At 69.4% G+C, this 23,179-nt stretch carries 24 protein-coding genes; 15 read left to right on the forward strand and 9 right to left on the reverse strand.

Annotated elements, in window-relative coordinates:
• Positions 1–142: 142 nt before the first annotated feature.
• Entirely contained in the window at positions 143–1,144 is a 1,002-nt protein-coding gene (locus JL108_RS10875; protein WP_205198293.1) for a LacI family DNA-binding transcriptional regulator, read from the reverse strand.
• 143 nt (positions 1,145–1,287) lie between these two features.
• Here JL108_RS10875 and JL108_RS10880 point away from each other — a divergent pair, with 143 nt between their 5' ends.
• From JL108_RS10880 to JL108_RS10895, 4 genes are all read left to right on the forward strand, one after another.
• Positions 1,288–2,199, forward strand: a complete 912-nt coding sequence (locus JL108_RS10880) for a ribokinase (RefSeq protein ID WP_205198294.1) — start codon at positions 1,288–1,290, stop codon at positions 2,197–2,199.
• A gap of 63 nt (positions 2,200–2,262) precedes the next feature.
• Entirely contained in the window at positions 2,263–3,774 is a 1,512-nt protein-coding gene (locus JL108_RS10885; protein ID WP_205198295.1) for a cytosine permease, read from the forward strand.
• Entirely contained in the window at positions 3,767–6,469 is a 2,703-nt protein-coding gene (locus JL108_RS10890; protein WP_205198296.1) for a hypothetical protein, read from the forward strand. The genes JL108_RS10885 and JL108_RS10890 overlap by 8 nt, the downstream gene beginning before the upstream one ends.
• 2 nt (positions 6,470–6,471) lie before the next feature.
• A complete protein-coding gene (locus JL108_RS10895) occupies positions 6,472–6,915 on the forward strand; it encodes an RbsD/FucU family protein (protein WP_205198297.1) in 444 nt (147 codons plus the stop codon).
• A 143-nt stretch (positions 6,916–7,058) separates the two neighbouring features.
• On the opposite strand, the gene JL108_RS10900 is transcribed toward JL108_RS10895, so the two are convergent.
• From JL108_RS10900 to JL108_RS10925, 6 genes are read right to left on the reverse strand one after another with little or no spacing between them, the layout of a single operon-like run.
• Positions 7,059–7,487 (reverse strand): cyclopropane-fatty-acyl-phospholipid synthase family protein, encoded by a 429-nt coding sequence (locus JL108_RS10900; RefSeq protein WP_205198298.1) that lies wholly within the window; start codon positions 7,485–7,487, stop codon positions 7,059–7,061.
• 31 nt (positions 7,488–7,518) lie between these two features.
• Positions 7,519–8,178, reverse strand: a complete 660-nt coding sequence (locus JL108_RS10905; protein WP_205198299.1) for a nucleotidyl transferase AbiEii/AbiGii toxin family protein — start codon at positions 8,176–8,178, stop codon at positions 7,519–7,521.
• A gap of 9 nt (positions 8,179–8,187) precedes the next feature.
• Positions 8,188–8,502, reverse strand: coding sequence for a transcriptional regulator (locus JL108_RS10910; RefSeq protein ID WP_205198300.1), 315 nt, complete (start codon positions 8,500–8,502; stop codon positions 8,188–8,190).
• A 37-nt stretch (positions 8,503–8,539) separates the two neighbouring features.
• Complete coding sequence (locus JL108_RS10915; RefSeq protein ID WP_205198301.1) at positions 8,540–9,127, reverse strand: DUF998 domain-containing protein; 588 nt, start codon at positions 9,125–9,127, stop codon at positions 8,540–8,542.
• Complete coding sequence (locus JL108_RS10920) at positions 9,124–9,906, reverse strand: ABC transporter permease (protein ID WP_205198302.1); 783 nt, start codon at positions 9,904–9,906, stop codon at positions 9,124–9,126. Before JL108_RS10920 ends, JL108_RS10915 begins: the two co-directional genes overlap by 4 nt.
• Positions 9,903–10,646 (reverse strand): ABC transporter ATP-binding protein, encoded by a 744-nt coding sequence (locus JL108_RS10925; RefSeq protein WP_205198303.1) that lies wholly within the window; start codon positions 10,644–10,646, stop codon positions 9,903–9,905. The genes JL108_RS10920 and JL108_RS10925 overlap by 4 nt, the downstream gene beginning before the upstream one ends.
• 110 nt (positions 10,647–10,756) lie before the next feature.
• Between JL108_RS10925 and JL108_RS20485 the strand changes: the two genes are divergently transcribed.
• The 4 genes from JL108_RS20485 (at position 10,757) to JL108_RS10945 (ending at position 15,104) form a co-directional block, all read left to right on the forward strand.
• The gene (locus JL108_RS20485) at positions 10,757–11,854 is read left to right on the forward strand and encodes a sensor histidine kinase (RefSeq protein ID WP_205198304.1); all 1,098 of its coding nucleotides are present in this window, start codon (positions 10,757–10,759) and stop codon (positions 11,852–11,854) included.
• Positions 11,851–12,495, forward strand: coding sequence for a response regulator transcription factor (locus tag JL108_RS10935; RefSeq protein WP_205198305.1), 645 nt, complete (start codon positions 11,851–11,853; stop codon positions 12,493–12,495). The genes JL108_RS20485 and JL108_RS10935 overlap by 4 nt, the downstream gene beginning before the upstream one ends.
• Positions 12,496–12,829: 334 nt before the next feature.
• The gene (locus JL108_RS10940) at positions 12,830–13,414 is read left to right on the forward strand and encodes a TetR/AcrR family transcriptional regulator (protein ID WP_205198306.1); all 585 of its coding nucleotides are present in this window, start codon (positions 12,830–12,832) and stop codon (positions 13,412–13,414) included.
• 1 nt (position 13,415) lies between these two features.
• Positions 13,416–15,104: an FAD-binding dehydrogenase gene (locus tag JL108_RS10945; RefSeq protein ID WP_205198307.1), complete on the forward strand. Its 1,689-nt coding sequence runs from the start codon at positions 13,416–13,418 to the stop codon at positions 15,102–15,104.
• Positions 15,105–15,219: 115 nt separating this feature from the next.
• Here the strand turns inward: JL108_RS10945 and JL108_RS10950 are convergent, their stop codons facing one another.
• Complete coding sequence (locus JL108_RS10950; protein WP_205198308.1) at positions 15,220–16,227, reverse strand: hypothetical protein; 1,008 nt, start codon at positions 16,225–16,227, stop codon at positions 15,220–15,222.
• 73 nt (positions 16,228–16,300) lie between these two features.
• Between JL108_RS10950 and JL108_RS10955 the strand changes: the two genes are divergently transcribed.
• The 4 genes from JL108_RS10955 (at position 16,301) to JL108_RS10970 (ending at position 19,651) form a co-directional block, all read left to right on the forward strand.
• The gene (locus tag JL108_RS10955; RefSeq protein ID WP_205198309.1) at positions 16,301–16,810 is read left to right on the forward strand and encodes a hypothetical protein; all 510 of its coding nucleotides are present in this window, start codon (positions 16,301–16,303) and stop codon (positions 16,808–16,810) included.
• Positions 16,811–17,124: 314 nt separating this feature from the next.
• Positions 17,125–17,748 carry a YcnI family protein gene (locus tag JL108_RS10960; RefSeq protein WP_205198310.1) on the forward strand — a complete coding sequence of 208 codons (624 nt, stop codon included), beginning with the start codon at positions 17,125–17,127 and terminating at the stop codon, positions 17,746–17,748.
• Positions 17,745–19,139 carry a copper resistance protein CopC gene (locus tag JL108_RS10965; protein ID WP_205198311.1) on the forward strand — a complete coding sequence of 465 codons (1,395 nt, stop codon included), beginning with the start codon at positions 17,745–17,747 and terminating at the stop codon, positions 19,137–19,139. The genes JL108_RS10960 and JL108_RS10965 overlap by 4 nt, the downstream gene beginning before the upstream one ends.
• Complete coding sequence (locus JL108_RS10970; protein ID WP_205198312.1) at positions 19,139–19,651, forward strand: copper resistance CopC family protein; 513 nt, start codon at positions 19,139–19,141, stop codon at positions 19,649–19,651. The genes JL108_RS10965 and JL108_RS10970 overlap by 1 nt, the downstream gene beginning before the upstream one ends.
• A gap of 91 nt (positions 19,652–19,742) precedes the next feature.
• Here JL108_RS10970 and JL108_RS10975 read toward each other — a convergent pair whose 3' ends face one another.
• Complete coding sequence (locus JL108_RS10975) at positions 19,743–20,543, reverse strand: hypothetical protein (protein ID WP_205198313.1); 801 nt, start codon at positions 20,541–20,543, stop codon at positions 19,743–19,745.
• A 115-nt stretch (positions 20,544–20,658) separates the two neighbouring features.
• Between JL108_RS10975 and JL108_RS10980 the strand changes: the two genes are divergently transcribed.
• From JL108_RS10980 to JL108_RS10990, 3 genes are all read left to right on the forward strand, one after another.
• Positions 20,659–21,396, forward strand: a complete 738-nt coding sequence (locus JL108_RS10980; protein ID WP_246065177.1) for a GTP pyrophosphokinase family protein — start codon at positions 20,659–20,661, stop codon at positions 21,394–21,396.
• 35 nt (positions 21,397–21,431) lie between these two features.
• Positions 21,432–21,974, forward strand: coding sequence for a GNAT family N-acetyltransferase (locus JL108_RS10985; RefSeq protein ID WP_205198314.1), 543 nt, complete (start codon positions 21,432–21,434; stop codon positions 21,972–21,974).
• A 189-nt stretch (positions 21,975–22,163) separates the two neighbouring features.
• A complete protein-coding gene (locus JL108_RS10990) occupies positions 22,164–22,823 on the forward strand; it encodes a VOC family protein (RefSeq protein WP_205198315.1) in 660 nt (219 codons plus the stop codon).
• Positions 22,824–23,179 lie beyond the last annotated feature (356 nt).

Raw genomic sequence — 23,179 nt, forward strand, 5'->3', positions numbered from 1 at the left:
CGGCCGACGCGTATCGAGACCACACTTACGGAAGGGTGGTCGAGTAATGACCGGAGCGCTGGAGCCAGCGCACCAAGGCCGTCGCCGCGCTGGAAGCGAGCTTCCTACTCGATCACCGGACCTCATCCTCGTGCGCTCTCGGCTACCGGTGTCCCTGGGTGGATTCGCGGATGACGAGACCGGGCACGAGTCGCTCGACGGAGGGCTCGCGCCAGGCGTCACCCTCGCCCATCAGCAGCTCCGTCGTGCGACGCGCGATCTCCCCGACGGGGGGCGACAGCGAGGTGATCGGAGGGTCGGTCAGTTCGAGCAGCTCGGAGTCGTCGAAGCTGACCAGGGCGATATCGCCGGGGAGCGAGACGCCGCTGCGCTGGAGGGTCGAGTGAACCCCCACAGCGAGCACATCGGCGCCGCAGACGATCGCGTCGATATCCGTCGTCGAGTCGAGCAGGTGCCGCGCGGCCTCGCGTCCTGCCGAGGTCGAGAACTCCGAGACCACGGTGACCGGGGCATGCTCTCCGGCGATATCGGTGAATGCCGCGAGGCGTTCGGCTCCCGATGACGACGCGGTCTCCGCGCCGACATAGGCGATGCGCTCGCGTCCCGCCTCGCGCAGATGCTCGATCAGCAGTCGCACCCCCGTGATGTTGTCGAGCACGATCGCGGCCGTGTTCCCGTCGCGGGTACGGCGATCCACCTGAGCGAGTGGCACGGCATCGCGGGCTTCGACGAGCGCGGCGCCGGAGTCCTCGTAGGAGACGGGGACGATCGCGATGGCATCGACGCGGCCGTCGGTGAGGCGGCGAAGATGAGCCGCCTCGGACTCCACGTCGTTGCGGGAGTCGGCGATGAGGAGATCGGCGCCGCGATCGCGGGACTCGCCAGCGAAGGCCTCGGCCAGGGCGACGAAGTACGGATTGGTGAGGGTCGGGACCACGATGCCGACGGTGCCGGTCTGCCCCGTCCGCAGGGCGCGCGCGGACAGGTGCGGTCGGTAGCCGATGCGGCGGGCGACGGCCCAGACCCGTTCGGCGAGCACCGGGTCGACATTGCGGGGAGAGCCGGAGAGCACCCGTGAGGCGGTCGCCCGGGACACGTCCGCGGCCTCGGCCACGTCGATGAGACGGACGCGCTGCCTGTTCACCGGGTCCTCCTCTCATCGACGGACGGGTCCCGAGGCTATCGCAAGAACTCCGCGCCGACACCGGGGGTTGACGAGGAAAGCGACGTGGGTCACCATGGGGAAATCGATTACCGGGAAAACGATCTCCCAGATTGGAGTCGCCGATGCGACCGCAGGTCACCGTCGTGGGCTCGGTGAACAGAGACGCGACCGTCGCCGTCTCGCAGTTCCCGCGACCCGGTGAGACGTTGCTCGGCGGGGACCTCGCACAGACCCTGGGTGGCAAGGGCGCCAACCAGGCCGTCGCCGCCGCACGGCTCGGCGCCGTGACCCGCTTCGTCGGCGCCATCGGCGTCGACGGTGCGGATGTCCGGTCCGAGCTGGTGGAGGCGGAGGTCGGCGTCTCGGGCCTCGTCACCCTCGAGGGCGTCCCCACGGGAGCCGCCCTCATCCTCGTCGACGATGCCGCGGAGAACATGATCGTCGTGAGCCCCGGTGCGAACGCGCGTCTCGCCCCCGCCCATCTCCCGGCGGCTCTGCTCGATGGCCCCGGGGGCGTGCTGCTGCTCCAGCAGGAGGTCCCGACGGACGTGGTGACCGAGGCCGCCCGGCGAGCCAAGGACGAAGGGGGGACAGTCGTGCTCAACCCCGCCCCCTCGCGTCCGATCGCCCCCGATCTCCTCGATGCCGTCGACGTGCTCGTGCCGAACCAGCACGAGCTCGCCGCGCTGCTCGATGCCCCCGAGCCGGAGGGGATCGAGGACTGCCGGGCGCTGCTCGCCCGGCTGCCCGAGCACATCGAGGCCTGCGTGACGCTCGGTGCCGATGGTGCGCTGGCACGCTCGGACGCTGAGATCGTGCACATCCAGGCCCCGAGGGTGACGGCCGTCGACACCGTGGGTTCGGGGGATACTTTCTGCGGGGCGCTGGGCGTCGCGCTCGGCAACGGAGCGTCCTTCATCGACTCCGTGGCGTGGGCCGTCCACGCCGCCAGCATCGCGGTGGGCTACCGAGGCGCGCAGGGCGCCTTCCGCGGCGACGACGATCTCGCGCGGCTCGGACCGATCCCGGTCTGAGCGTCGCCGCTCACAGTCAGGGTGCGCCGAGGATGTCGCGCCGGAACAACGGAGGAACACAGCATGTCGAACGAAGCTCACGAGCAGCCGGTCGCCGCTCAGAAGGGACCTGAGCTCAACGGCGTCAACCCGGTGCCGCTCGAGGAACGCCGCGGGAAGTCCGCAGGGCTCTTCGCCGTGTGGTTCGCCTGGAATGTCTCGATCATGGGCATCGGCTACGGCATCTACGTCTTCGGCCTCGGTCTCAGCCCCCTGCAGGCCATCATCGCCGGCACCATCGGTTACGCCGTCTCGGCCTTCCTCGTGGGCATCCTGTCGGTCGGCGGACCGCGCACCGGCCTGCCGACCCTCACCCAGACCCGATTCGCCTTCGGCTACGAGGGCAACAAGATCCCCGCCTTCTTCGCCTATCTGTCCAATATCGGCTGGAAGGTCACGATCATCACCCTGGCCTCCACCACCGGCGCGAATATCTTCGCCCGGCTGTGGCCCGACCAGTTCGCCACGGCCGACGGCCGCCCCGTCTCGTGGCTGATCCTCGTGTGGTTCGTGATCGTCCTCGTCCTGACGATGTGGTTCGCCGTCGCCGGTCACGCCGTCATCATGAAGGCCGAGCAGTGGATCGCGGCGCTCACCGGCGTCATGACGCTGGTCTTCATCGCGATGATCGTCCCGCACATCCACTGGGACCGCCTCGGTGACAATCCCTCCGGATCGGCGCTCGCCTTCGTCGGCGGCATCGTCATGGCCATGACGATGGTCGGCCTCGGCATGCTCAACTACGGTGGCGACTTCGCCCGCTACCTGCCGCGCGAGACCCCGGCCCGTGGAGTCATCGGCTGGACCACGCTCGGCATCGCGCTGCCCGTCACGGTGCTGCTGATCCTCGGCATCCTGCTCGCCGGCTCCAATCCCGATCTCGGCGGCCAGGCGGCCATCGACCCGATCGCCGCGCTCACCGTCCTGTTGCCGACGTGGTTCTTCGTGCCGTTCAGCATCGTCATCGTGATCTCGCTGATCTCCGCGGCGATGACCGGCATCTACTCCTCGGGGCTCGCGCTGATGGCGGTGGGCGTGCCGGGCAGCCGCGTGATCATCACGATCATCAACGGTGTCATCATCGCCGCCGGTGCCTTCTACCTGCTGTTCATCTCCACGTCCTTCCTGGCGACCTTCCAGGCCTTCCTCGCCCTGATCGCCGTCGCGATGGGGACCCTGGGCGGCATCCAGCTCGTCGACTTCATCCGCCAGCGCCGGATGAACTGGAATGTCGACATGGCGCTGCCCGCGGGCCAGGGTGGTCGCTCCGGGCGCTGGACGGCGCTCCTGTCGCTCGTCGTCGCCACGGTGCTCGGCCTCGGACTCGTCACCTCCGGCGATCCCTATATCGCTCGGGTCGTGGGCTTCCTGCTCACCGAGGAGCAGCGGAACGGCGTACTCGGGGCGAGCAATATCGGGGTCGTCATCGCGATGGTCGTCGGATCGGCGCTGTATGCGATCGTGACCTTCGTGTTCAAGCAGGACCCGAAGCCGGACTACTCGGCGGTGACGAAGGAGCGGTCCGTCCGTGCCTGAGACGAGGGTCGTCTCCACCGGGAGCGTCGACGAGTTCGCCGCTCCCGGGCCGTACAACGCTCCGGCGGCGTACTGGTTCTGGCATCGCCTCCCGACGCCGGAGGAGATCGCCGTCCAGGTCCGCGACATGCGCGAGGCCGGCTACCAGTCCTTCCAGATCCAGACGCGGATGTCCTTCCCGCTGGAGGAGTACCTGTCCGAGGAGTACCTGCGACTGTGCCGCCTGGCCGCCGACGAGGCCGCCCGGCAGGACATGGTCGTGGGGATCTACGACGAGTACAACTGGCTCAGCGGACACGCGGGCGGACGCGTCGTCGCCGGACACGACCACCTGCGGGAGCGTCATCTGTTCCACGTCACGGTGCCGGTCGCCGGGAGCCGCGCGGAGGGGCGCATCGACGGTATCCGGCCCCAGGACGTGGCCTACCTGCTCGACGCGGGAATGAATTGGGTCTTCGAGGGCGGCGCACCGCTCTGGGACGACTGGAAGCTGGTCGCCGCGGTGGTCCGGGACGGTGACGAGGTGCGCGAGGCGACCCCGGCCGCGACGATCGTGGCCGCGACCGAGGACGGATGCGAGCTCGCCGCCGACCTGGAGGGTGAGACGCTCGGCGATGACGCGCAGATCGTCTTCTTCGTGAGCGCGCGGTGCGCGAGCAGCCGGATGATCAACTACCTCGATCCCGCGGCTGCCGAGCGTTTCACGGAGGTCGGCTACGACCCCTACGCGCGCGCCTTCGGCGAGCACCTGGGCTCCACCGTCCAGTACGTCTTCTTCGACCAGCCGCACGCCTGCTTCTTCACGTGGGACCAGAATCCCGGCGTCATCGCGGCGACGCTGATGTACGACGAGGGCTTCTACGCCGAGCTGGCGAGCGAGGTCGGCGAGCGCTGGCCGGCGATGCTCGCCTCGCTCGCGGGAGATGCCGGCGAGGCGACCGCGGCCCTGCGCACCGAGTTCTTCGAGCGCTACTCCGCGCGTGCCGTCGACTCCTTCTTCGGCACGCTCCGGCGCTGGTGCGAGGAGCACGGGGTGCTGCTGACCGGACACGAGGTGCTCGCGCACGTCTCCTCCTGGGATCCGACCGGCACGATCATCGCCGACGATCCGCGGACCAACTTCGGGCTCGACTACTTCGGGCTCGACGCGTGGCGCCAGATCACCGCGGTCGACGCGCGCAACGAGTACCCGCAGCTGCCCGCCAAGTTCGGCGACTCGGTCGCGCGGAGCAACGGGCGTTCCGGGTGCATCGTCGAGCAGTACTTCGGGCGCGTCGTCCCGGGTTCGCACTTCGCCGCCGGCTGGTGGGAGCTGACCCTCGCCCAGCTCCGCTCGCAGACCCTGCGGCATTTCGCCTTCGGCGCGCGGCAGATCCTCATGCACGCCTACTGGCTCACCGACGGCCACGAGGGTGAGGAGATGTTCACCAATCCGCGCTTCGACTTCGCGCCGGGCGTGAACTTCGAGCCGTGGTTCGGCTACCACCGCGCCTATGCGGACGAGACCGCCCGCGTCTCGGTCTTCCTCGACGGTGCCGAGCCGCTGGACGAGGTGGCGGTGCTGTACCCCCTGCGCACCGCCTGGTACGGCGGGCCGGATCACGAGTTCGGCGAGCACACCGCGTTCTGGACCGAGCACCTCGCGCGCGACGGCATCGACTACCACCTCGTCGACGAGCGCGATCTGCGCGCGGCTGCTGTGGCCGATGGGCGCCTGCGCCTGCCGCACGGGCGCGAGTACCGGGTGCTCGTCCTGCCCGGCGTGGAGGTCCTCCGCGACGAACCGGTCCTGGAGGTGCTCGAGGAGTTCGTCGCCGCCGGGGGCCGCGTGTTCTCGACGGGCGTCACCCCGCGGGCCACCCAGACCGCCGGGCACGATGCCGTCATCGCCGAGCGTGTCGCAGCGGTGCGTGAGAGCTCCTCGTGGACCGCGTGGGAGGAGCAGCCCGACTGGGCCTCGGCGGTGCGGCCGCGGGTGTTCGAGGCGATCCCGCCGGGGCCGCGGATCGATGACGAGAGCGGTGTCGAGGGTCAGCTCTGGGTGCGCCGGAGCAGTACGCGGGTGATGGCCTTCAACGACGCGGAGCATCCGCGGTCCGTCGTCGTGCGTCCTGGCACCCTGCGCAGTCGTGTCCGGTGCTGGGATCCGCGCACCGGCAGTGTCGAGGGCTGGCGGGACATCGGCGAGTCCTTCAGCGTCGAGCTGGCGCCGGGCGAGGTGCTCTTGGCGGAGATCGTGTCGACCGGTGAGGCGGCTCCGCAGCGACGGTTCCTCGTCGACGGGTGGTCGGTCGAGATCGAGGGTGTCGAGGTGCCTGTCGATCCGGCCCGGGGCTGGGAGGCCCAGGGCTTCGAGACATTCTCGGGTATCGGCACCTATCGCATGCGGGTGACCCTCGCCGAGACGGATCGTCCCTGGGACCTGGTGCTGCCCGTCGTCCACGGTTCGGCCGCGGTGAGCGTGAACGGTGTCGATCTACGAGAGCTGCCGTGGGCTCCTGGCAAGGTGCCGATCCCCGAGGCCGTATTGCGACCCGGAGAGAACCTGATCGAGATCCGGGTGGCCTCGTCGGCTGCGAATGCGTACTACCGGGGTACCGGGCAACAAGGGGACGGTCTCGCGCCGAGCGGGCTCGGTGCGGTGCCGCTGCTCGTACCTGTCGCGACCTCGTCTGCCGCACATCGGAAGGACTGATCATGCTGAAGGGCGTCGACCCGCTGTTGGGACCGGAGCTGCTCTACGCGCTGGCGCGGATGGGACATGGTGACGAGCTGGCCGTGGTCGACACCAACTATCCCGCGTACGCCGCCGGTGCCGAGGTCGTCCGGCTCGACGGCGTGGACTCCACCGAGGCGATCCGTGCGATCACCTCGGTGATGCCGCTGGACCAGTTCCTCACGTCGCCGCTGCGCTACATGATCGGCACACCGGGTGAGGATCGGCGCGACGTGGCTCAGGACGCGGTCGAGACGGTCGCGGTCGCCGAAGGCCGGGAGGTCGGGGCCGCGCCGATCCATCGCCTGGACTTCTACGAGGCCGCGCGTTCGGTGCGTCTCGTGGTGGCGACGGGTGAGACCCGTCCCTATGGCTGCTTCCTGCTCACCAAGGGCGTCTGGCCCGATCTCCACCCCGGCGACTGACCGACCCGGTGGCGGTAGGCCATCAACCCTTCGCGCGCAGTGGCGGTAGCTGGTCAACCTCAACCGTCCCGATGAGGTTGATGGCCTACCGCCACCGCCGGGCCACGGGCGAACGGATCGGCCCCCGCGCATGGCCGGCGTCCTCAGACCGCGATCTCCTGGAGAGGGTCGCCGCCGTCGATGAGGAGTCGACCGTACGGGTGCAGCGCATCCCGGATGCGGCGCCGTGCGGCCGCGCCGAGCCGCGGATGGCGCCCGTCGAGACAGCCGACGCGGATCGCGAAGGCGAGGTCATAGGGCTCCTCATCTGGCCCCAGGACGAAGTCCTCGATCGCGACACAGCGCACCGAGAGGAGACCCGAGTCGATCAGATCGGTCGCGCGTCGCCGGACCTGGGCGGTACCGGCCGGGGAACGGTCGATCACGAGCACGTGCCCGGTTTCCCCGACACGTCGGGCCACCTCGACGGCCGCGGCGCCCGGCGCGCCGCCGATCTCGAGGACGCGTAGGCCGGGCTCGAGCGGCAGCGCGTCCACGATCGCCGCCAGCCGGTCCGAGAGTCGGGCTCCCATGGCGACAGTATGAGCGCGTCGGCGCCTTTCGTCACCCCTTCTCTTCGTCCCGGAGCCGCAGGGCCCAGTCGAAGAGTCGCTGCTGGATCGCGGCGAACGCCTCACCGGTGACGTCGTACTGCTCGGTGAGCGAGGGCCGGATGTCCATGACGCGGGAGAGCTGGGCGGCGAAGATACGCCGGTCGAAACCGGCATCATGCTCGACGCCCAGGTCCAATAACGTCTCGTCCGTGTACCGGCCGGAACACCGGATGGCGTCCAGGTCGAGGAAGTCGCGGATCTCGCCGCGGGAGTAGACGGCACCGAGCTTGCCGGCGACGGCGTCCCGCTCCGAGAGCACCGGACCGACGCTGAGACGTACTGGTGGATCGGCGCGCCAGCTCATCGCGAAGTCGACCTCGAACATCCTGCCGTCGTCGACGGCACGCAGACGCGCGAAGGTGGAGAAGCCACGCACATGCGCCACCTCGTAGCCGGCGTCTCTCAGTGCTCTGGCTCCGAGGTCTACCGCGGCGCTGAAATCGGTCTCGCTCATCCGCGGGCCGCAGAAGAGATCGATATCGGCGGTCGGGCGGTCGGTCAGCCCGTGCGCGCGGATCGCGCCCGCGCCGGCCAAGGCGAAGCCGCGCCCATCGAGGGCATCCAATAGCAGTTGAGTGATGCGTCGTTGGAACTCGGCGTCGGAGATCACGCCGTCAGGTTACGGCTCAGCGAGCTCCGGGAACTTGGTTTTCCACAGACGCGCGCAGCGCTCGGGAAGCCAGATCTCGGACCAGACTTTCCTGAGTAGATCGGTGTTGAGCAGTTCCTCTTGGTCCTCGGGTGTTCCTTCGCGGACGATCTGCCGGTAGGCGAAGACCAGCTCGGACGGGTTGTCGAGGTCGAAGACTCGTTTTGGTCCCCAGTGGACGGTGATGGGCAGCTCGATCTCACCCGAGGCGGGCCCCCGCAGAGCATCGAGCGAGGAGGGCACCTCGTAGGGAACGATGTCCTTATAGAGAATCTTGTCGGTCACGGGTCTCACCGCCTTCCCGGGGTCGGATACTCCGATTCTACGCCGTCCGAGCCACCACGAAGATCACCGCGAGCCACCCGAAGGCGACCCAGAGAAAGAGGCGCTGCCACCGCCCGGCATCGGGTGCGTCGTTCTCCCACGCGGTGGCGAAGCGCGCGGCGAGGAATCCGGACACGAGGGTCACCGCGAGAGACGCGCCGCGGAGGGGAAGGTCGTCCCCCGTCAGCGCCGTCACGGCGGCCGCGATCGGGAATCCGCCGAAGACGATCGCGCCCGCCTGGTCGTGGCGGCGGTGGGCCGGCGAGAACGAGTCGGGTGTCGTATCGGGCGTGCCCGGCGGGTAGCCGCGCATCGGGTCCATCCGCCAACCTCCCGAGGCGATCAGCGCACACCCCACGATCCCGATCGCGACCGCGGGCCAGGGCTGAGAGGGCGCCAGTCCGACGGCACCCATCACGATCCCCGTGCCGGCGACGAGGAAGTTCACGGTCTGCACCCGGCCACGCGGACCGAGAGCCAACGCGCTCACCGGCTGCCGCCTCGGGTCGTATCCCGGTCGCGTCCACCCGTCGAGGGCGAACACGACCGGGAAGACCGCCGCGGTGACGGCGCCGACCAGGATCACCGGTCCCAGCGGAACGTGGTCGCCGCGACGCCCGCACCGAGGACGGCCGTGACGGCAAGGCTCACCCAGCACCGCCAGGGGACCGTCTCGCCGGCCCAGGCCGCGGAGAGACCGTCGACCGAGGCCCCGAAGGGCAGGACCGAGCCGATGCGGTCGATGACATCGGGGAGTGTGTCCGGTCCGCCGAACATCCCGCCGAGCGCGCCGATCGCGAAGAAGACGATCAGGCCGATGGCGATCGCGGCGTTGGGTGTCGGGGCGAGTGAGGCGACGACCATGCCGAGTGCGTACATCGCCGCGATCGACAGGACCACGATGCCGAGAGCCGGACCGAGGTCGATCGGCAGCCGCGCGTCGAAGGCGACCGCCGCGACCGTGAAGGCGATCGTCAGACCCAGCAGCGCCTGGATCAGGCTGACGATCACCTGGGCACTGAGGACGGTCAGGGGCGAGACCGGGGTGACCGCGAGGCGGCGCAGGATCCCGGTCTTGCGGTAGATCGTCAGGAAGCTCGGCATGTTGACGATGCCGATCGTGGCGATGACGATGGCGAAGACGATCGGCAGGACGTAGATGTCGAGTACTGTGCGGCCTCCGACGATCTCCTCGTCGGTCGACGAGGACATCGCGTTCATGACCAGGATGAGCAGCGGGAGCGCGACCGGGATGACGAGTCCGGCGGTGTCGCGGATGACCATCTTGGCCTCGCCGCGCACCAGCATCGTGAGGGCCCTCAGTCCGCCACCGCCCGAGGCCAGCTGGATCGTTCGTTCACTCATGCCGCGTCCTCCTCGTCGTCGACAGCATCGAGATCGTGACCGGTGATGGCGACGAAGGCCTCCTCGAGGGTCGTCGTCCCGGCCCGAGCCATGACCTCAGCCGGCGTGCCCTCGGCGGCGATCCGGCCGGCGTCGAGCAGCACGACGCGGTCGCACAGTCGCTCCACCTCGTCCATCGCGTGGCTGACGAGGATGACGGACTCCTCGGTCAGCGCCTCGATGGCGGCCCAGATCCGGCGCCGCGCGCGTGGATCGAGACCGGTGGTGAGCTCGTCCAGAATCACGACCCTCGGCCGGCCGACGAGCGCGAGCGCGATGGACAGACGCTGCTGCTGCCCGCCGGAGAGCGACTCGAAGCGGGTATCGCGCTTGCCCCCGAGCTCGACCATCTCGATCACCTCGTCGGCGGATCGAGGATCGGAGTAGAAGCTGCGATACATGTCCACGAGCTCGCTCACGGTGAGAGCATCGTGCAGCTGGGCCTCCTGCAGCTGAACACCGAGCAACTGCCGCACGGCTTTACGATCCTTGCGGGGATCCAGGCCGAGCACCCGGACTGAGCCGGAGTCCGGGGCGCGGAGTCCCGCGACGAGCTCGACGGTGGTGCTCTTGCCTGCGCCGTTGACGCCGAGGACGCCGAGCACCTCACCCGGGTCGACGCGGAAGCTGACATCGTCGACGGCGACGGTGTCCTTGTAGCGCTTGCGGATGTTCTCCACGAGTACGGCTGGTTCAGTCATGGGATCGACGCTAGGTGCCGCGAACGGTCGCTGACCTGTGCCGATCGTCAGCGATCGGGTCATGACTTCCGGCACCCCTGGCCGGCCGCGCGGCACTCTAGGCTGGCCTCATGCGTCGCGTGGCACCCGAGGAGTGGTCGGGTTTCGTCATGCTCGTGGTGTGCGCCGGTGTGTCGCTGCCGGTGATCATCGGCTGGAACACCACCTCGATCCCGTATCTGCTGTGGGTAGCGCTGTTCGCGGTGGCCTTCGTCGCACTTCTCGCCGCGGTGCTGACGACACCGTTCGTGGGGAGGATCGCCTACGGCGTCGCGGTGGTGGCCGGTTGGTTGCTGCTGCTGAGCGTCGACCACACGGGGCTCGTGCCGATCGTGCTCGTCATGGTGGCCGCGTCCGGCCCAGGCCTCGTCTCGGGCCGGACGACGGCGACGATCATCGTCGCCAACACCGCTGTGATCGGCTTCGCGGTATCCCGGACAGACGACAGGTGGGAGAACACCGTCATCTCGGCCGGCTTCTATCTGTTGATCCAGATCGCCTCGTACCTCAGTGTCGCCGCCATCATGCGTGAGCAGCGGCTGCGCGGCGAGTTGTCGGAGGCCCATGTGGAGCTGCAGGCGCAGAGCGTGCTCCTGGAGGAGACCTCGCGGTCCGCTGAGCGGTTGCGGATCTCGCGCGATCTGCATGATCTCATCGGGCACCAGCTGACCGTTCTCACCCTGGAGCTGGAGGCGGCGCGGCATCGAGAGGGAGCCGAGGCCAGGGAGCATGTCGAGCGCGCCGACCGGGTCGCGCGCGACCTGCTCGCGAATGTGCGGTCGACGGTCGGCGAGCTGCGCGACCGACCGATCGATCTGGCGAGCGCGCTCAAGCAGGTGGGCAAGGACGCGCCCGGGCTCGATGTCGATGTGGTCGTCGCGGACGGGGTGTGCCTTGACGAGCGCCAGACCGAGGCTCTCGTGCGGACGATGCAGGAGATCGTCACCAATACCCTGCGCCACGCCCGGGCGGAGAACCTGACGGTCGACGTGCGCCGCGCCGACGACCTCCTGCTGCTGACCGCTGTCGACGACGGCATCGGGTCGGCGGGGGTTCGGCCGGGCAATGGACTGAGCGGGCTCACGGAGCGGCTCGCGGCGCTCGGTGGATCCGTCGAATTCGACGGTGCCAGCGGGTTCCGTGTCGAGGCTCGGGTGCCGGTCCGGTGACCCGCGTGGTGGTCGTCGACGACCAGACCCTGGTGCGTCAGGGCATCCGCACCCTGCTCGACCTCGCGGGCATCGAGGTCGTCGGCGAGGCCGATGACGGCGAGGCGGCGCTCGCCGTGATCGGGGAGAGCTCACCCGATGTCGTCCTGCTCGATCTGCGGATGCCGCGGTACGACGGCATCTGGGCGCTCAACCGGTTGCGCGAGCTCGGCGGTGAGATTCCGGTGTTGGTGTTGACGACCTTCGACGACGATGAGCTCGTCCTCGAGGCGCTGCGTGCGGGCGCCCGCGGCTATCTGCTCAAGGACGTCACCGTCGAGCAGCTCGCTCGTGCCGTCGCGACCCTGGCGGAGGGAGGCACGCTCATCGCGCCGTCGATCACCGATCGCCTCGTGCGCGCGATCCAGTCCGGGCCGCCGCCGGTCGGGGCGGATGCTCCCGCGGTCCAGGAGCTGACCGAGCGCGAGGTCGAGGTGTTGCGGCTCATCGCGGCGGGCTACAGCAACCGCGAGATCGCCGAGGTCGTGTTCCTCGCCGAGGGCACGGTCAAGAACCATGTCTCGACCATCCTGCTCAAGCTCGGCGTACGTGACCGCACCCGCGCGGTGCTCCGTGCCCTGCACGAGGGCATCCTGCGCTAGCCGTGACTGACGGAGGATGTGCTTCTGCGGTCGTCCTGGCAACCGTGGACACACATCCTCCGTCGCCAGCGGGACGGAAGATGTGATTTGAGGGCGGCTATGGCAACCACAGAAGCACATTCTCCGTCCGGCGATCTCGACCTCGGCTTCGAGGTCCAGGTCTGACGGGCGGTGAGTAGTCCCGCACTTTCGCGCTCGAAGTGCGGGATAGCTCACCGCCTGCGCGAGAGGTGCGGGATAGCTCACCGCCTGCGCGAGAGGTGCGGGATAGCTCACCGCCCGAGATAGAGAGTGAGTACTTTCTTTTTGCGTGCTGGCGTGGCATGCTCGCGTCATGGCGACCCAGACCGAGCGGCGTGAGCGCACCATCGCGCTCCTGCTCGATGCCGCGATCGCCTCGCTGAACGAGCGCGGTTACGCCGCCACCACGACGCACGCGATCTGCGAGCGAGCGGGACTGAGCCAGGGAGCGCTCTTCCGACACTTCCCCAGCCGCCGCGCCCTCTTGGCCGCCGCCGCCACCGAGGTCGCCCGGCGGCAGGGCATCGCCTTCGCCGCCGCGGACCTCGGGCCCGTGATCTCGCGGGAGGCCCTCCACCGGGTGCTCCGCGAGCTCGTGCGTCTCGGCTCCTCGGCCGAGAACCGCACCTGGCACGAGCTCATGCTCGCGGCGCGCACCGATGAGGAGCTGCGGAGCGCGCTGGGGCCTGCCACCGACGAGTATCACCGGATCCTCATGGCCGGCGCGGCCGGATTGTTCGAGGCCGCGTCCGCTCCCGATCCGCGCGCGCTGCTGCGCGTGGTGATCAGCGTCGTCGACGGGCTCGCCCTCGCGGTCCCCGTCTCCCACAGCGCGGCGGATATCGACGCCGCCGTCGACCAACTTGCCACCCTCGTGTGGCCCGTCCTGCAGGAGTGACATGCAGCAACCCTCACGCCAGCCGCACGCCATCGTCGTCGGCGCGGGCCTCGCGGGCCTGGTCGCCACCTACGAGCTGGTACGCGCCGGCAAACGCGTGCTCGTCCTCGACCAGGAGAATCGCGCCAATCTCGGCGGCCAGGCCTGGTGGTCGCTCGGCGGGCTCTTCTTCGTCGACTCACCCGAGCAGCGCCGGATGGGCGTCAAGGACTCCTTCGATCTCGCTTGGCAGGACTGGCAGGGGTCGGCCGGATTCGACCGCCTCGAGGACGAGGATGTCTGGGCGCGCCAGTGGGCCGAGGCCTATGTGCGGTTCGCGACCTATGAGAAGCGCGACTACCTGCGCGAGCTGGGACTGAAGGTCCTCCCCATCGTCGGCTGGGCCGAGCGGGGACGCGGCGACGCCCTCGGTCACGGCAACTCCGTTCCGCGCTTCCACCTCACCTGGGGGACCGGGCCCGAGGTCGTGCGCGTCTTCGCCGAGCCCGTGCAGGCCGCCGAGCGCACCGGCATGGTCGAGTTCGGCTTCCGGCATCGTGTCGACGAGCTGATCGTCGAGGACGGCGCGGTCGTCGGAGTCCGGGGCGCGGTGCTCGCGCCCGACGAGGCCGAGCGGGGCGTGGCCTCCAACCGTGACGTGGTGGAGGACTTCGAGCTGCGTGCTCCCGCGGTGATCGTCACCTCCGGCGGCATCGGTCACAACCACGACCTCATCCGCGACAACTGGCCCACGGACCGTCTCGGGCCGGCGCCGCGGCACATGATCTCCGGTGTCCCCGCCCACGTCGACGGCCGCATGCTGTCCATCACCGCGGACGCCGGCGGGCGCATCGTCAACCGCGACCGCATGTGGCACTACACCGAGGGCGTCCACAATTGGAATCCCGTGTGGGCCGATCACGCCATCCGCATCATCCCCGGCCCTAGCTCGCTCTGGCTCGACGCGACCGGTCGCCGCCTTCCCGCGCCGAACTTCCCCGGCTTCGACAGCCTCGGAACGCTGCGCGAGATCCTCTCGACCGGGTACGACTACTCCTGGTTCGTGCTCACGCAGTCGGTGATCGAGAAGGAGTTCGCGCTGTCGGGTTCGGAGCAGAATCCCGACATCACCGGCAAGGACCTTCGATTCCTGCTCAAGAGCCGGCTCGCGAAGGGGGCGCCGGGGCCCGTCGAGGCCTTCAAGGAGCACGGGATCGACTTCGTCATCGCGGACACGGTCCGCGAGCTTGTACAGAAGATGAACGGCATCGTCTCCGATGACGATGAGCCGCGCGGTCCGATGCTCGATGCCGACCTGGTGGAACGTCAGGTGCTCGCCCGCGATGCCGAGCTCGCCAACGACTTCGGCAAGGACCTCCAGCTCATGGCGATCGCCAACGCACGTCGTTCGCGGACGGACAAGCTCGTGCGCGTGGCCAAGCCCCATCGCTTCGCCGACCCCGAGCACGGCCCGCTCATCGCGGTACGGCTCAATATCCTCACTCGCAAGACGCTGGGCGGTCTCCAGACGGACCTGAACTCCCAGGTCATCGACCCGGACGGCGAACCGGTGCCGGGGTTGTACGCGGCGGGCGAGGTCGCCGGCTTCGGCGGAGGCGGTGTGCACGGCTACAACGCGCTCGAAGGCACGTTCCTCGGCGGCTGCATCTTCTCCGGTCGCGCCGCCGGCAGGGCCCTCGCCCGCAGTTGACCCCCACGTGGCGGCGGTAGGCCATCAACCTTTCCCGCCCGGTAGCGGTAGAGGGTCAACCTCAACCGGGCTCGATGAGGTTGATGAGATACCGCCACCGGGCGAGGAGGTGGGGTCAGCCGCGACGCCAGGGTGAGTAGTCGTCGTCGCGCTGCCATCGTTCCGTGCGGACCACCGCTGGCCGCCCGAATCGATAGGTCGCATCGGGATGCCAGCCGGCGACCATGGTCGCGGTGTCATCGTCGATGGGAAGGGCGCGCGTCGCCCCTTCCAGATAGGCGACGGGCTGGATGTGCACGCCGTCCCACTCGTGCGCCACGGCGCGCCAATCGGGGAGCACCCATCGCCCGCGCCACCCGGTGACATCGTGCCAGCTGCCGGCGGTGTCCTTCGGTGCCTCGCGCGGATGACGACGACACAGCTCGACCCACGCGTCGGCGGTGCTGATCTCCAGCACCGCGCCCCCGTCATCGATCAGCCGGGCCTCGTAGCGGGTGTGGTCGAAGGCGTCCTCCTCCAGCCACAGCCCGACGGGACCGAGGCCGTCGACGGCGCGCGTCGTGTGGATCGCGGGCATCGGCGTCGACCACCAGCCACCGACCTCCCACCATTCGTCCGTGACGTCCTCGCCGTCGGTGAGATCCGGGTCGACCAGCCACCACTGTTCCGCCGAGGCCGGTGTCGACCACCAGGAGGCAGCGGGGTGTGCGACGACCCGTTCGGCGATCGGCCGCAGCGCCTCGATCACCGCCGGATGGGCGCAGAGGACGTCCTCCTGGTCCGGGGATTGCCAGTACCTGGCTCGGTCGGCCGAGGCGGCGAAGGCGCGCATGAGCCGGCGGGCGTCGAGGTCGACCTCGATCGCGGCGAGGTGCGCGATGAAGCCCTCGAGATCGGCATCGTCACGCATCCGCGTCGGTTCCGTCGCGGATGGCAGTGCGGATCTGAGCGCCTGCAGGGCACGGGTCCAGATGCTCCCCGCGGCGACGAAGGGCGCCGATCCCGGTTCGGGGGTCGTCAGGTCCCCGACCCATCCGAGCAGCCCATCGTCGGCCTCGGCGGTCAGCTCGAAGCAGAGACGCCGGCCTCGTGGCCCCGTGAGGAGTCGATCGGCATCGAGCATGGACGTACGGTAGCGCGCCCGGAGGCTTGGGCCGAGACGATCGATCCCGACCGACCGAGCCTACGATGGGGGCGTGATCGCCCCGACCGCCCCGATGGCGCGCGCGCTGCGTGCGCTCGCGGTCGGTGCCGTGGTGACGACCGTGGCGGTGCTGGCGCACGTGCTCGGGCACGGCACCCCGCCTCCGGTCGTCGCCCTTGTGCCGGTCGTGGCCGTGGTGGCAGCCGTCGCGCTCGCGATGTCGGGCCGTCGCTGGTCCTTCGGCGCGCTGGTGCTCGGTGTCGGGACGGCGCAGGTGGCCGTGCACGGGCTCTCGGTCTATCTGACCGGGGACGCGCACGTCTCGGTCGCGATGATCGCGGCGCACGTGGTGGCCACCCTCGTCAGCTGCCTGTCGCTGAGCGCGGGTGAAAGCCTGTGGTGGCGCCTCTGGCGGTGGATGACGCGTGCCCTGACCCAGCTGACCCTCGTCGCTCCGCCGAGCCTTCGGCGGCTGCCCGGCTACGGCGTCACCTCTCGCATCGTCCCGGTCGGCTGGCATGCCGACGTGCTGCCGACGCGCGGGCCACCCTCCTTCGTCTGACCCCCGAACCATCCCGCGACTCAGTCCGGCGGTGGTATCCGATGCGTCGGCCTGCCCCGCCCGATGAGACTGATAGTGATGCATCGTGGTCGCTAGAGGCGCCGTTATGCATCACCGTCGCTCCCCGGGCGGACGAAATCTGATGCGAAACGGCTGCCCCCGCGACCGCGATGCATCATCATCGGTTCGCTCCGCCAGGCTGGCCGCTCCGCAGTGCTCGGGGATGCCCAGTACCGCTCCATTGCGGCTCCGTGACCGATCACGGACGCCGCCCGCTCTCCTGCGCTCGCAGGAGCTCAGTCGAAGGACTCACCATGCACCAACGTCATCTCACGCGCGCCGCCATCGTCGGCGGTGCCGCGTCCACCCTGCTGCTGCTCGGCGCCGCCGGAGCCTCAGCCCACATCGATGTCTCTCCGACCACCACGGAGGCCGGCGCCTACTCGGTGCTGAGCTTCGCGGTCGGCCACGGCTGCGACGGATCGGCGACCACCTCCGTCGCCATTGACATCCCCGAGGAGGTCGTCACCGTGACCCCGACCGCGCACCCGGGTTGGGAGATCAGCACCGTGACGAACGACGATCACGTCGACCAGGTCGTCTTCACCGCCGATCAGCCCCTCGAGGACGGCATCCGCGACACCTTCGAGCTCGCCCTCCCGCTGCCCGAGACGGCGGGCGAGGACGTCGTCTTCCCGATCCGCCAGACGTGCGAGGAGGGGGAGACCGCCTGGACCGAGACGAGTTCGGAGGGGGAGGATGAACCGGCACATCCGGCGCCCTATCTGACCCTGACCGAGGCTGATGCCTCGGCCGGTGACGAGGGCGACACGAGCTCGTCCGCCGCTCAGGCGGCCGGCTGGGGCGGCCTCGCGCTCGGCGCCCTGGGTCTCGCGGCCGGTGTGACGGCTCTCCTGCGCACACGGCGCTCGGCGTGACAGCCGCGACCGCCCGGCGGGCGGTGCTCGCCGGGCTGGTCGCGTGCCTATTCGTTCTGATGCCCACGTCCGCGTCCGGGCACGCGAACCTGGTCGACACCGATCCCGCCGACGGCGAGGTCGTGCCGACCGCGCCCGATCGGCTCACCGTGCGTTTCGACGAGACCGTGGTGGCCGCGGCAGCCGGCAACGAGCTCCTGGACGCGCGGGGCAGGACGGTCGATGCCGAGTTCTCCGCCGACGGGGCGAAGCTCACGGTCGTGCCGGCGGAGGCTCTCGGCGACGGGACGTATCTGCTGCGGTGGCGGGTGATCTCCGCGGACAGCCACCCTGTCTCGGGCGGGATCAGCTTCTCGGTCGGTGAGCCGAGCGAGAGCGTGATCCCCATGCCGTCGGTGCAGGAGCAGCGGGAGGTCAACGTCCTGAAGGCGGTGGCCGAAACGGTGCGCTACGGAGGTGTCCTCGTGCTGGCGGGTCTCGCTGTCTTCGGGATGCTGGCGGTGCCTGTCACGCGACGCGACGATGTGGCTCGCGTCCGGCTGCGCCGGGCCACGACGGGAGCGGCCGTCGCCGCGTGCGCGGGTGCGGTGCTGCTGGTGCCGCTGACCGCGTGGTGGGAGTCCGGGGAACCGCTCGGGTCATCCTCGGGGCTTACGGTGGCTGATCCCTCGGCCGTCGCCGCCGTCCTGGTCGTGCTCGGTGCGGTCGCGATCCTGGGGACGCCTCGGCTCGGGGGTCCCGCTCTGGCGGGTGCGGGTGTCGGCGCTGTGCTGGGATCCTTGACGGTGGTCGGTCATACACGGAGCTACGGTCCGGCATGGCTCGTGCTGCCCGCCGACCTGCTGCACGTCGCGTCGGCGGCCGTGTGGGCCGGGGGACTCGTGGGACTGCTGATCGTCCTCGCGTCCCGGCCACGAGCACGTGACGCCGCGCGGATGGTCGCCCGGTTCTCGTCGGTGGCCGTCGGAGCGGTCGCGCTGCTGGCAGTGGGTGCCCTGGCGCTCTACTGGCGGATCTCCGGCTCCTTCCAGGGCCTCTGGCAGACCGGCTACGGGCGGCTGGTGCTCGTCAAGGTGCTCGTCACGGCACTCGTCATCGTGCTCGGTGCGTGGAATCGGCACCGGCTCGTCGGCTCGGTCGAGAGTTCGGGCGATGCCCGGCGGACGTTGCGCCGCATCCTCGCCGCCGAGGCGGGTGCGCTGGGCGTCGTGGTGGCGGTCACCGGCGTGCTCGTGTCGGTGTCGCCGCGTTCCGCATCCCTCGCCGAGGCGGGTGAGCGCACCGGCGGACCGGCCGGGCCCGGTGCGGTGCTGGCGATCCTGATTCTCGGCTGCGCGCTCGGCGCGGCCACCTTCCGACTTCTTCCTTCCTTCCGAAAGGATCTTTCCTGATGCGTCTTCTTCGTTTCATCGGCGTCGCCGTCGCCGGCCTGTCCCTGCTGATGCTCTGGTCGGTGGCACCGGCCGCGGCTCACGCTCAGCTCATCGGCAGCACCCCCGAGGCCGACGAGGTGCTCGATGCGGCCCCGTCCGAGATCGAGCTGGAGTTCAACGAGGTGCTCATCGAGACGGGCTCGACCATGCTCCTCATCGACAGCGAGGGTGAGAACCGCGTCGCCGGAGACGCGGTGCTCGACGGACGATTCGTCCGTGCCGATGTCGCGCCGGATCTCCCCGACGGCTCCTATGAGATCCGCTGGCGCGTGGTCTCGGCCGATGGCCACCCGATCAACGGCCGGATCCCGTTCTCGATAGGCGCCCCGGGCGACCCCGTTCCCGACGAGCCGGCCGATGGGGGCGACGAGGACGAGGGCTCGATGACCATGCCCATCGTGCTCGTCGCCGGCGGTGTCGTCGTGGTCGGCGTGGTGGGCTGGCTGGTGCTCGGCGGCCGCCGCCGCTGACCTCGCTCGGGCCTCGGCGGTAGGCCATCAACCCTTCGCTCGACGTGGCGGTAGGTCATCAACCTCATTCCTCGCCGATGAGGTTGATGGCCTACCGCCACGAGGACGAGCCGCGGCGGTCATGGGCGAGGGACCACCCGAGGGCGGCCAGGACGACGACGATCCCGGCGATGCAGGTGCCGACCACGGTCGCGGTCTCGCCCCACGCGGTGACGATGATGCCCACGAGCGCCCACACCAGCGTCACCGGGTACAGGGGAAGCTGCGCGCCGTAGAGAGCTGTCACCGCCGTGCCGATCAGAACAGCCAGGATGAGGACGGCGATCTGCCACCACTGCTCACCCGGATCGCCGAAGCTCGCACCGATGTCCGATGCCCAGTTCTGGAAGACCGCCGCAGTGGCCCAGGCGGCGTAGATCCCGACGGTCGAACGGGTGAGCACCGTGAGCCAGGTCGGAGCGCCGTGATCCGCGGTCGTGGCGGCGATCCGCGCCGCGTCGAGCAGGGCGACCGTCATGACGGTCAGCACGACCGAGGTCACCCACGGCCACTCGGCCGCCGAGACTCCGATCCACACGGCCGCGCCCACGAAAGCGACGAGCAGATCGATGCTCAGCCGCATCGGCTGTCCCGTGCCCGTCGACCGCTTCCACAGCATCGCGACGGCGGTCACGATCGAGAGCGCGTAGATGAGACCCCAGAGCGAGAAGGTGTACCCGGCCGGTGTGATCAGCAGGTCGGTCGTCGACTCGTTCGGCTGCGCTCCACCACCTGCATAAGGGACGACAGGAGCCGCCGCCTGCAGGATCGACGCCAGCACGACGACGGCGAGCAGCGGCCGAGACACGTCGGGACGGCGGGCGGGGGAAGCGTTCGGGGAGTGCTCGCTCATAGGACGACGGTAGGCATTCTGACCGCGTTCAGCAGCACGAGCGGACGTTGCCCGCCCTGGTTAGGCTCGTCGTGACACCGCCGCCGCGTCGCCGGCCGACTGCCAGAAGGACATCGTGAGCGAATCAGAGTTCGAGCGTCTCTCCGAGACGTTGCCGGATCTTCGCGCGATTCCCGATCGCATCGCCGGTGACTCGCGGCTGGCCCTCAAGGAGCTCCAGAACCGGCTGGTGGCCTTCCAGCTCAAGTACCAGTTCGCGATCGACCAGCTCGAGACCAAGATCAACATCCTCCGCGAGGAGTTCGAGCACACCCACGAGTACAGCCCGATCGAGCATGTGCGCACACGGCTGAAGTCGATGGACAGCCTGCTGGACAAGATCGAGCGCACGGGCAGCCCGCGGGATCTGGAACAGGTCGGGGAGCATATCCGCGACATCGCCGGGGTGCGGATCACCTGCGCCTTCGTGGCCGATGCCTACTGGATCGCCGACATGCTGACGAGCCAGCCCGATGTGACTGTGATCGAGGTCAAGGACTACATCGTCGAGCCGAAGGACAACGGCTACCAGAGCCTGCATCTCATCGTGCAGACGCCGGTCTACCTCTCGGATCACACCGAGCAGGTCTATGTCGAGGTGCAGATCCGCACCATCGCGATGGACTTCTGGGCGAGCCTCGAGCACAAGATCTACTACAAGTACGAGGGCGAGATCCCCGAGCGCCTGCGCGATGAGCTGCATCAGGCCGCGGTGGTGGCCGACCATCTCGACCGCACCATGGCGCGCCTGCACGACGAGGTCTCGCGTCTCGGCGGTCGCGACGGTGTCGTCCGGCATCAGCGCCACGACTAGGGCGTGTCTGGCCCGGACGGACCTACACTCGGCGCATGACGTTCCCGATCGCCCTCCAGGACGGCGTGGTCCTCCGCGTCCTCGAGCCCGATGACGCGCCGGCCCTCGCCGCGGCGCTGCTGCGCAATCGTCAGCACCTGGCTCCGTGGGAGCCGGAGCGTTCGCCCGAGTACTTCACCACCGACGGCCAGCTCGACCGGATCGAGCGCATGCTCACCGGCATGGCGCAGGGCACGCAGGTGCCGCTGGTGCTCTCGCACGATCATCACGTCGTGGGGACGATCAGCGTCAACGACATCGTGCTGGGGGCATTCCAGAACGGCCATATCGGCTACTGGACGGATGCGCGCTTCCAGAGTCGCGGGCTGATGACCGCCGCGGTACGCCACGTCGTGGAGTTCTCGCGCGACTCGCTCGGCCTCCACCGGCTGCAGGCGGGCACGCTCCTGGAGAATATCCGCTCGCAGCGGGTGCTGGAGCGCAACGGGTTCGTGCGATTCGGCACGGCGCCGGAGTACCTGCGGATCGCCGGACGGTGGCAGGACCATCTCCTCTACCAGCGGATCCTCACGCACTGACGACGCCGAGCGGGCGGTGCGTGGTCGGGAGCGGTGACCTACGCACGCCTCGACCGCGTCCAGAGGTGCGTAGCCCACCGCCGGTCGGGTGATGAGGTGCGCACGTCACCGCTGGTTCTCGGCAGGGGTGGCGTCAGCGGTGGCCGATGGCACCGGGCAGCCCATCGGAATCCGTGTGACCCTCGAAGGATGAGTGACACATCGCTTTCGCTCGCGGACGCCACGGCTCGCGTCGACCCACGTCACTGGCGCGTCGTCGAGGGCTCACTGCGGACGTCCTTCGCCACTGGCGACTTCATGGGCGGGCTGGACTTCATCGCCAAGGTCGCCGAGGCGGCTGAGCGCGCGCAGCATCACCCCGATATCGACCTGCGCTACGGCCGGGTGCACGTCGCACTCGTGTCCCACGACGTGGGCGCGTTGACTGAGCGCGACACCGCGCTGGCGGCGGAGATCTCCGCTATCGCCGACGAGCTCGGCATCGAGGGGGAGCCGGGGATGCCGCGCCGGATCACGATCGGCATCGACACGCTCGATGCCGAGACGATCCGGCCGTTCTGGAGGGCGGCGCTGGCCTATGCGGACGTCGACGGCGATCTCGTCGATCCCGAAGGCATCGCCCCGGCGGTGTGGTTCCAGTCGATGGAGGAGCCTCGGGCGCAGCGCAACCGGCTCCACCTGGACATCCTGGTGCCCGTCGATGCGGCCGAGCAGCGCGTGGCCGAGGTGATCGAGGCGGGCGGCACGCTGCTCACCGATCGCTTCGCCCCGAGTTGGTGGGTCCTCGCGGACGCTGAGGGCAACGAGGCCTGCATCTGCACCGAGATGCCCCCACCCACCGCGGACTGACGAGGCGACGAGACGCGCCGGGCGGTGAGCTGCGCACCTCTCACCTGCCGGGGCGGTGACGTACGCACCTCTCAACACCGGCGGTCTCAATCGGTCGAAGCAACATCTTTGATGAGGAGTTGTTGTGAGGCATTCGGTGCAGACGCGTCGGCGGTTCTATGAGTTGGTGTGTTTAGAGGGTTATGGTCTGTCGTCTGCGGCGTTTGCGGTTGGGGCGGGGATGGGGTCTTCGACGAGGTGGTGGCGGCAGGCTTTCGGTATGGATATCGAGGTCAGCAAGGGTGTTCATGGGGGACCACGGATCGGTGTTGCGCGTGATGTCGATGTCAGTGATGGGCGGGTCCGGTCGCGGCGGG

It is taken from the genome of Aeromicrobium sp. YIM 150415 (assembly GCF_016918125.1).
GTDB classification, from domain to species: domain Bacteria; phylum Actinomycetota; class Actinomycetes; order Propionibacteriales; family Nocardioidaceae; genus Aeromicrobium; species Aeromicrobium piscarium.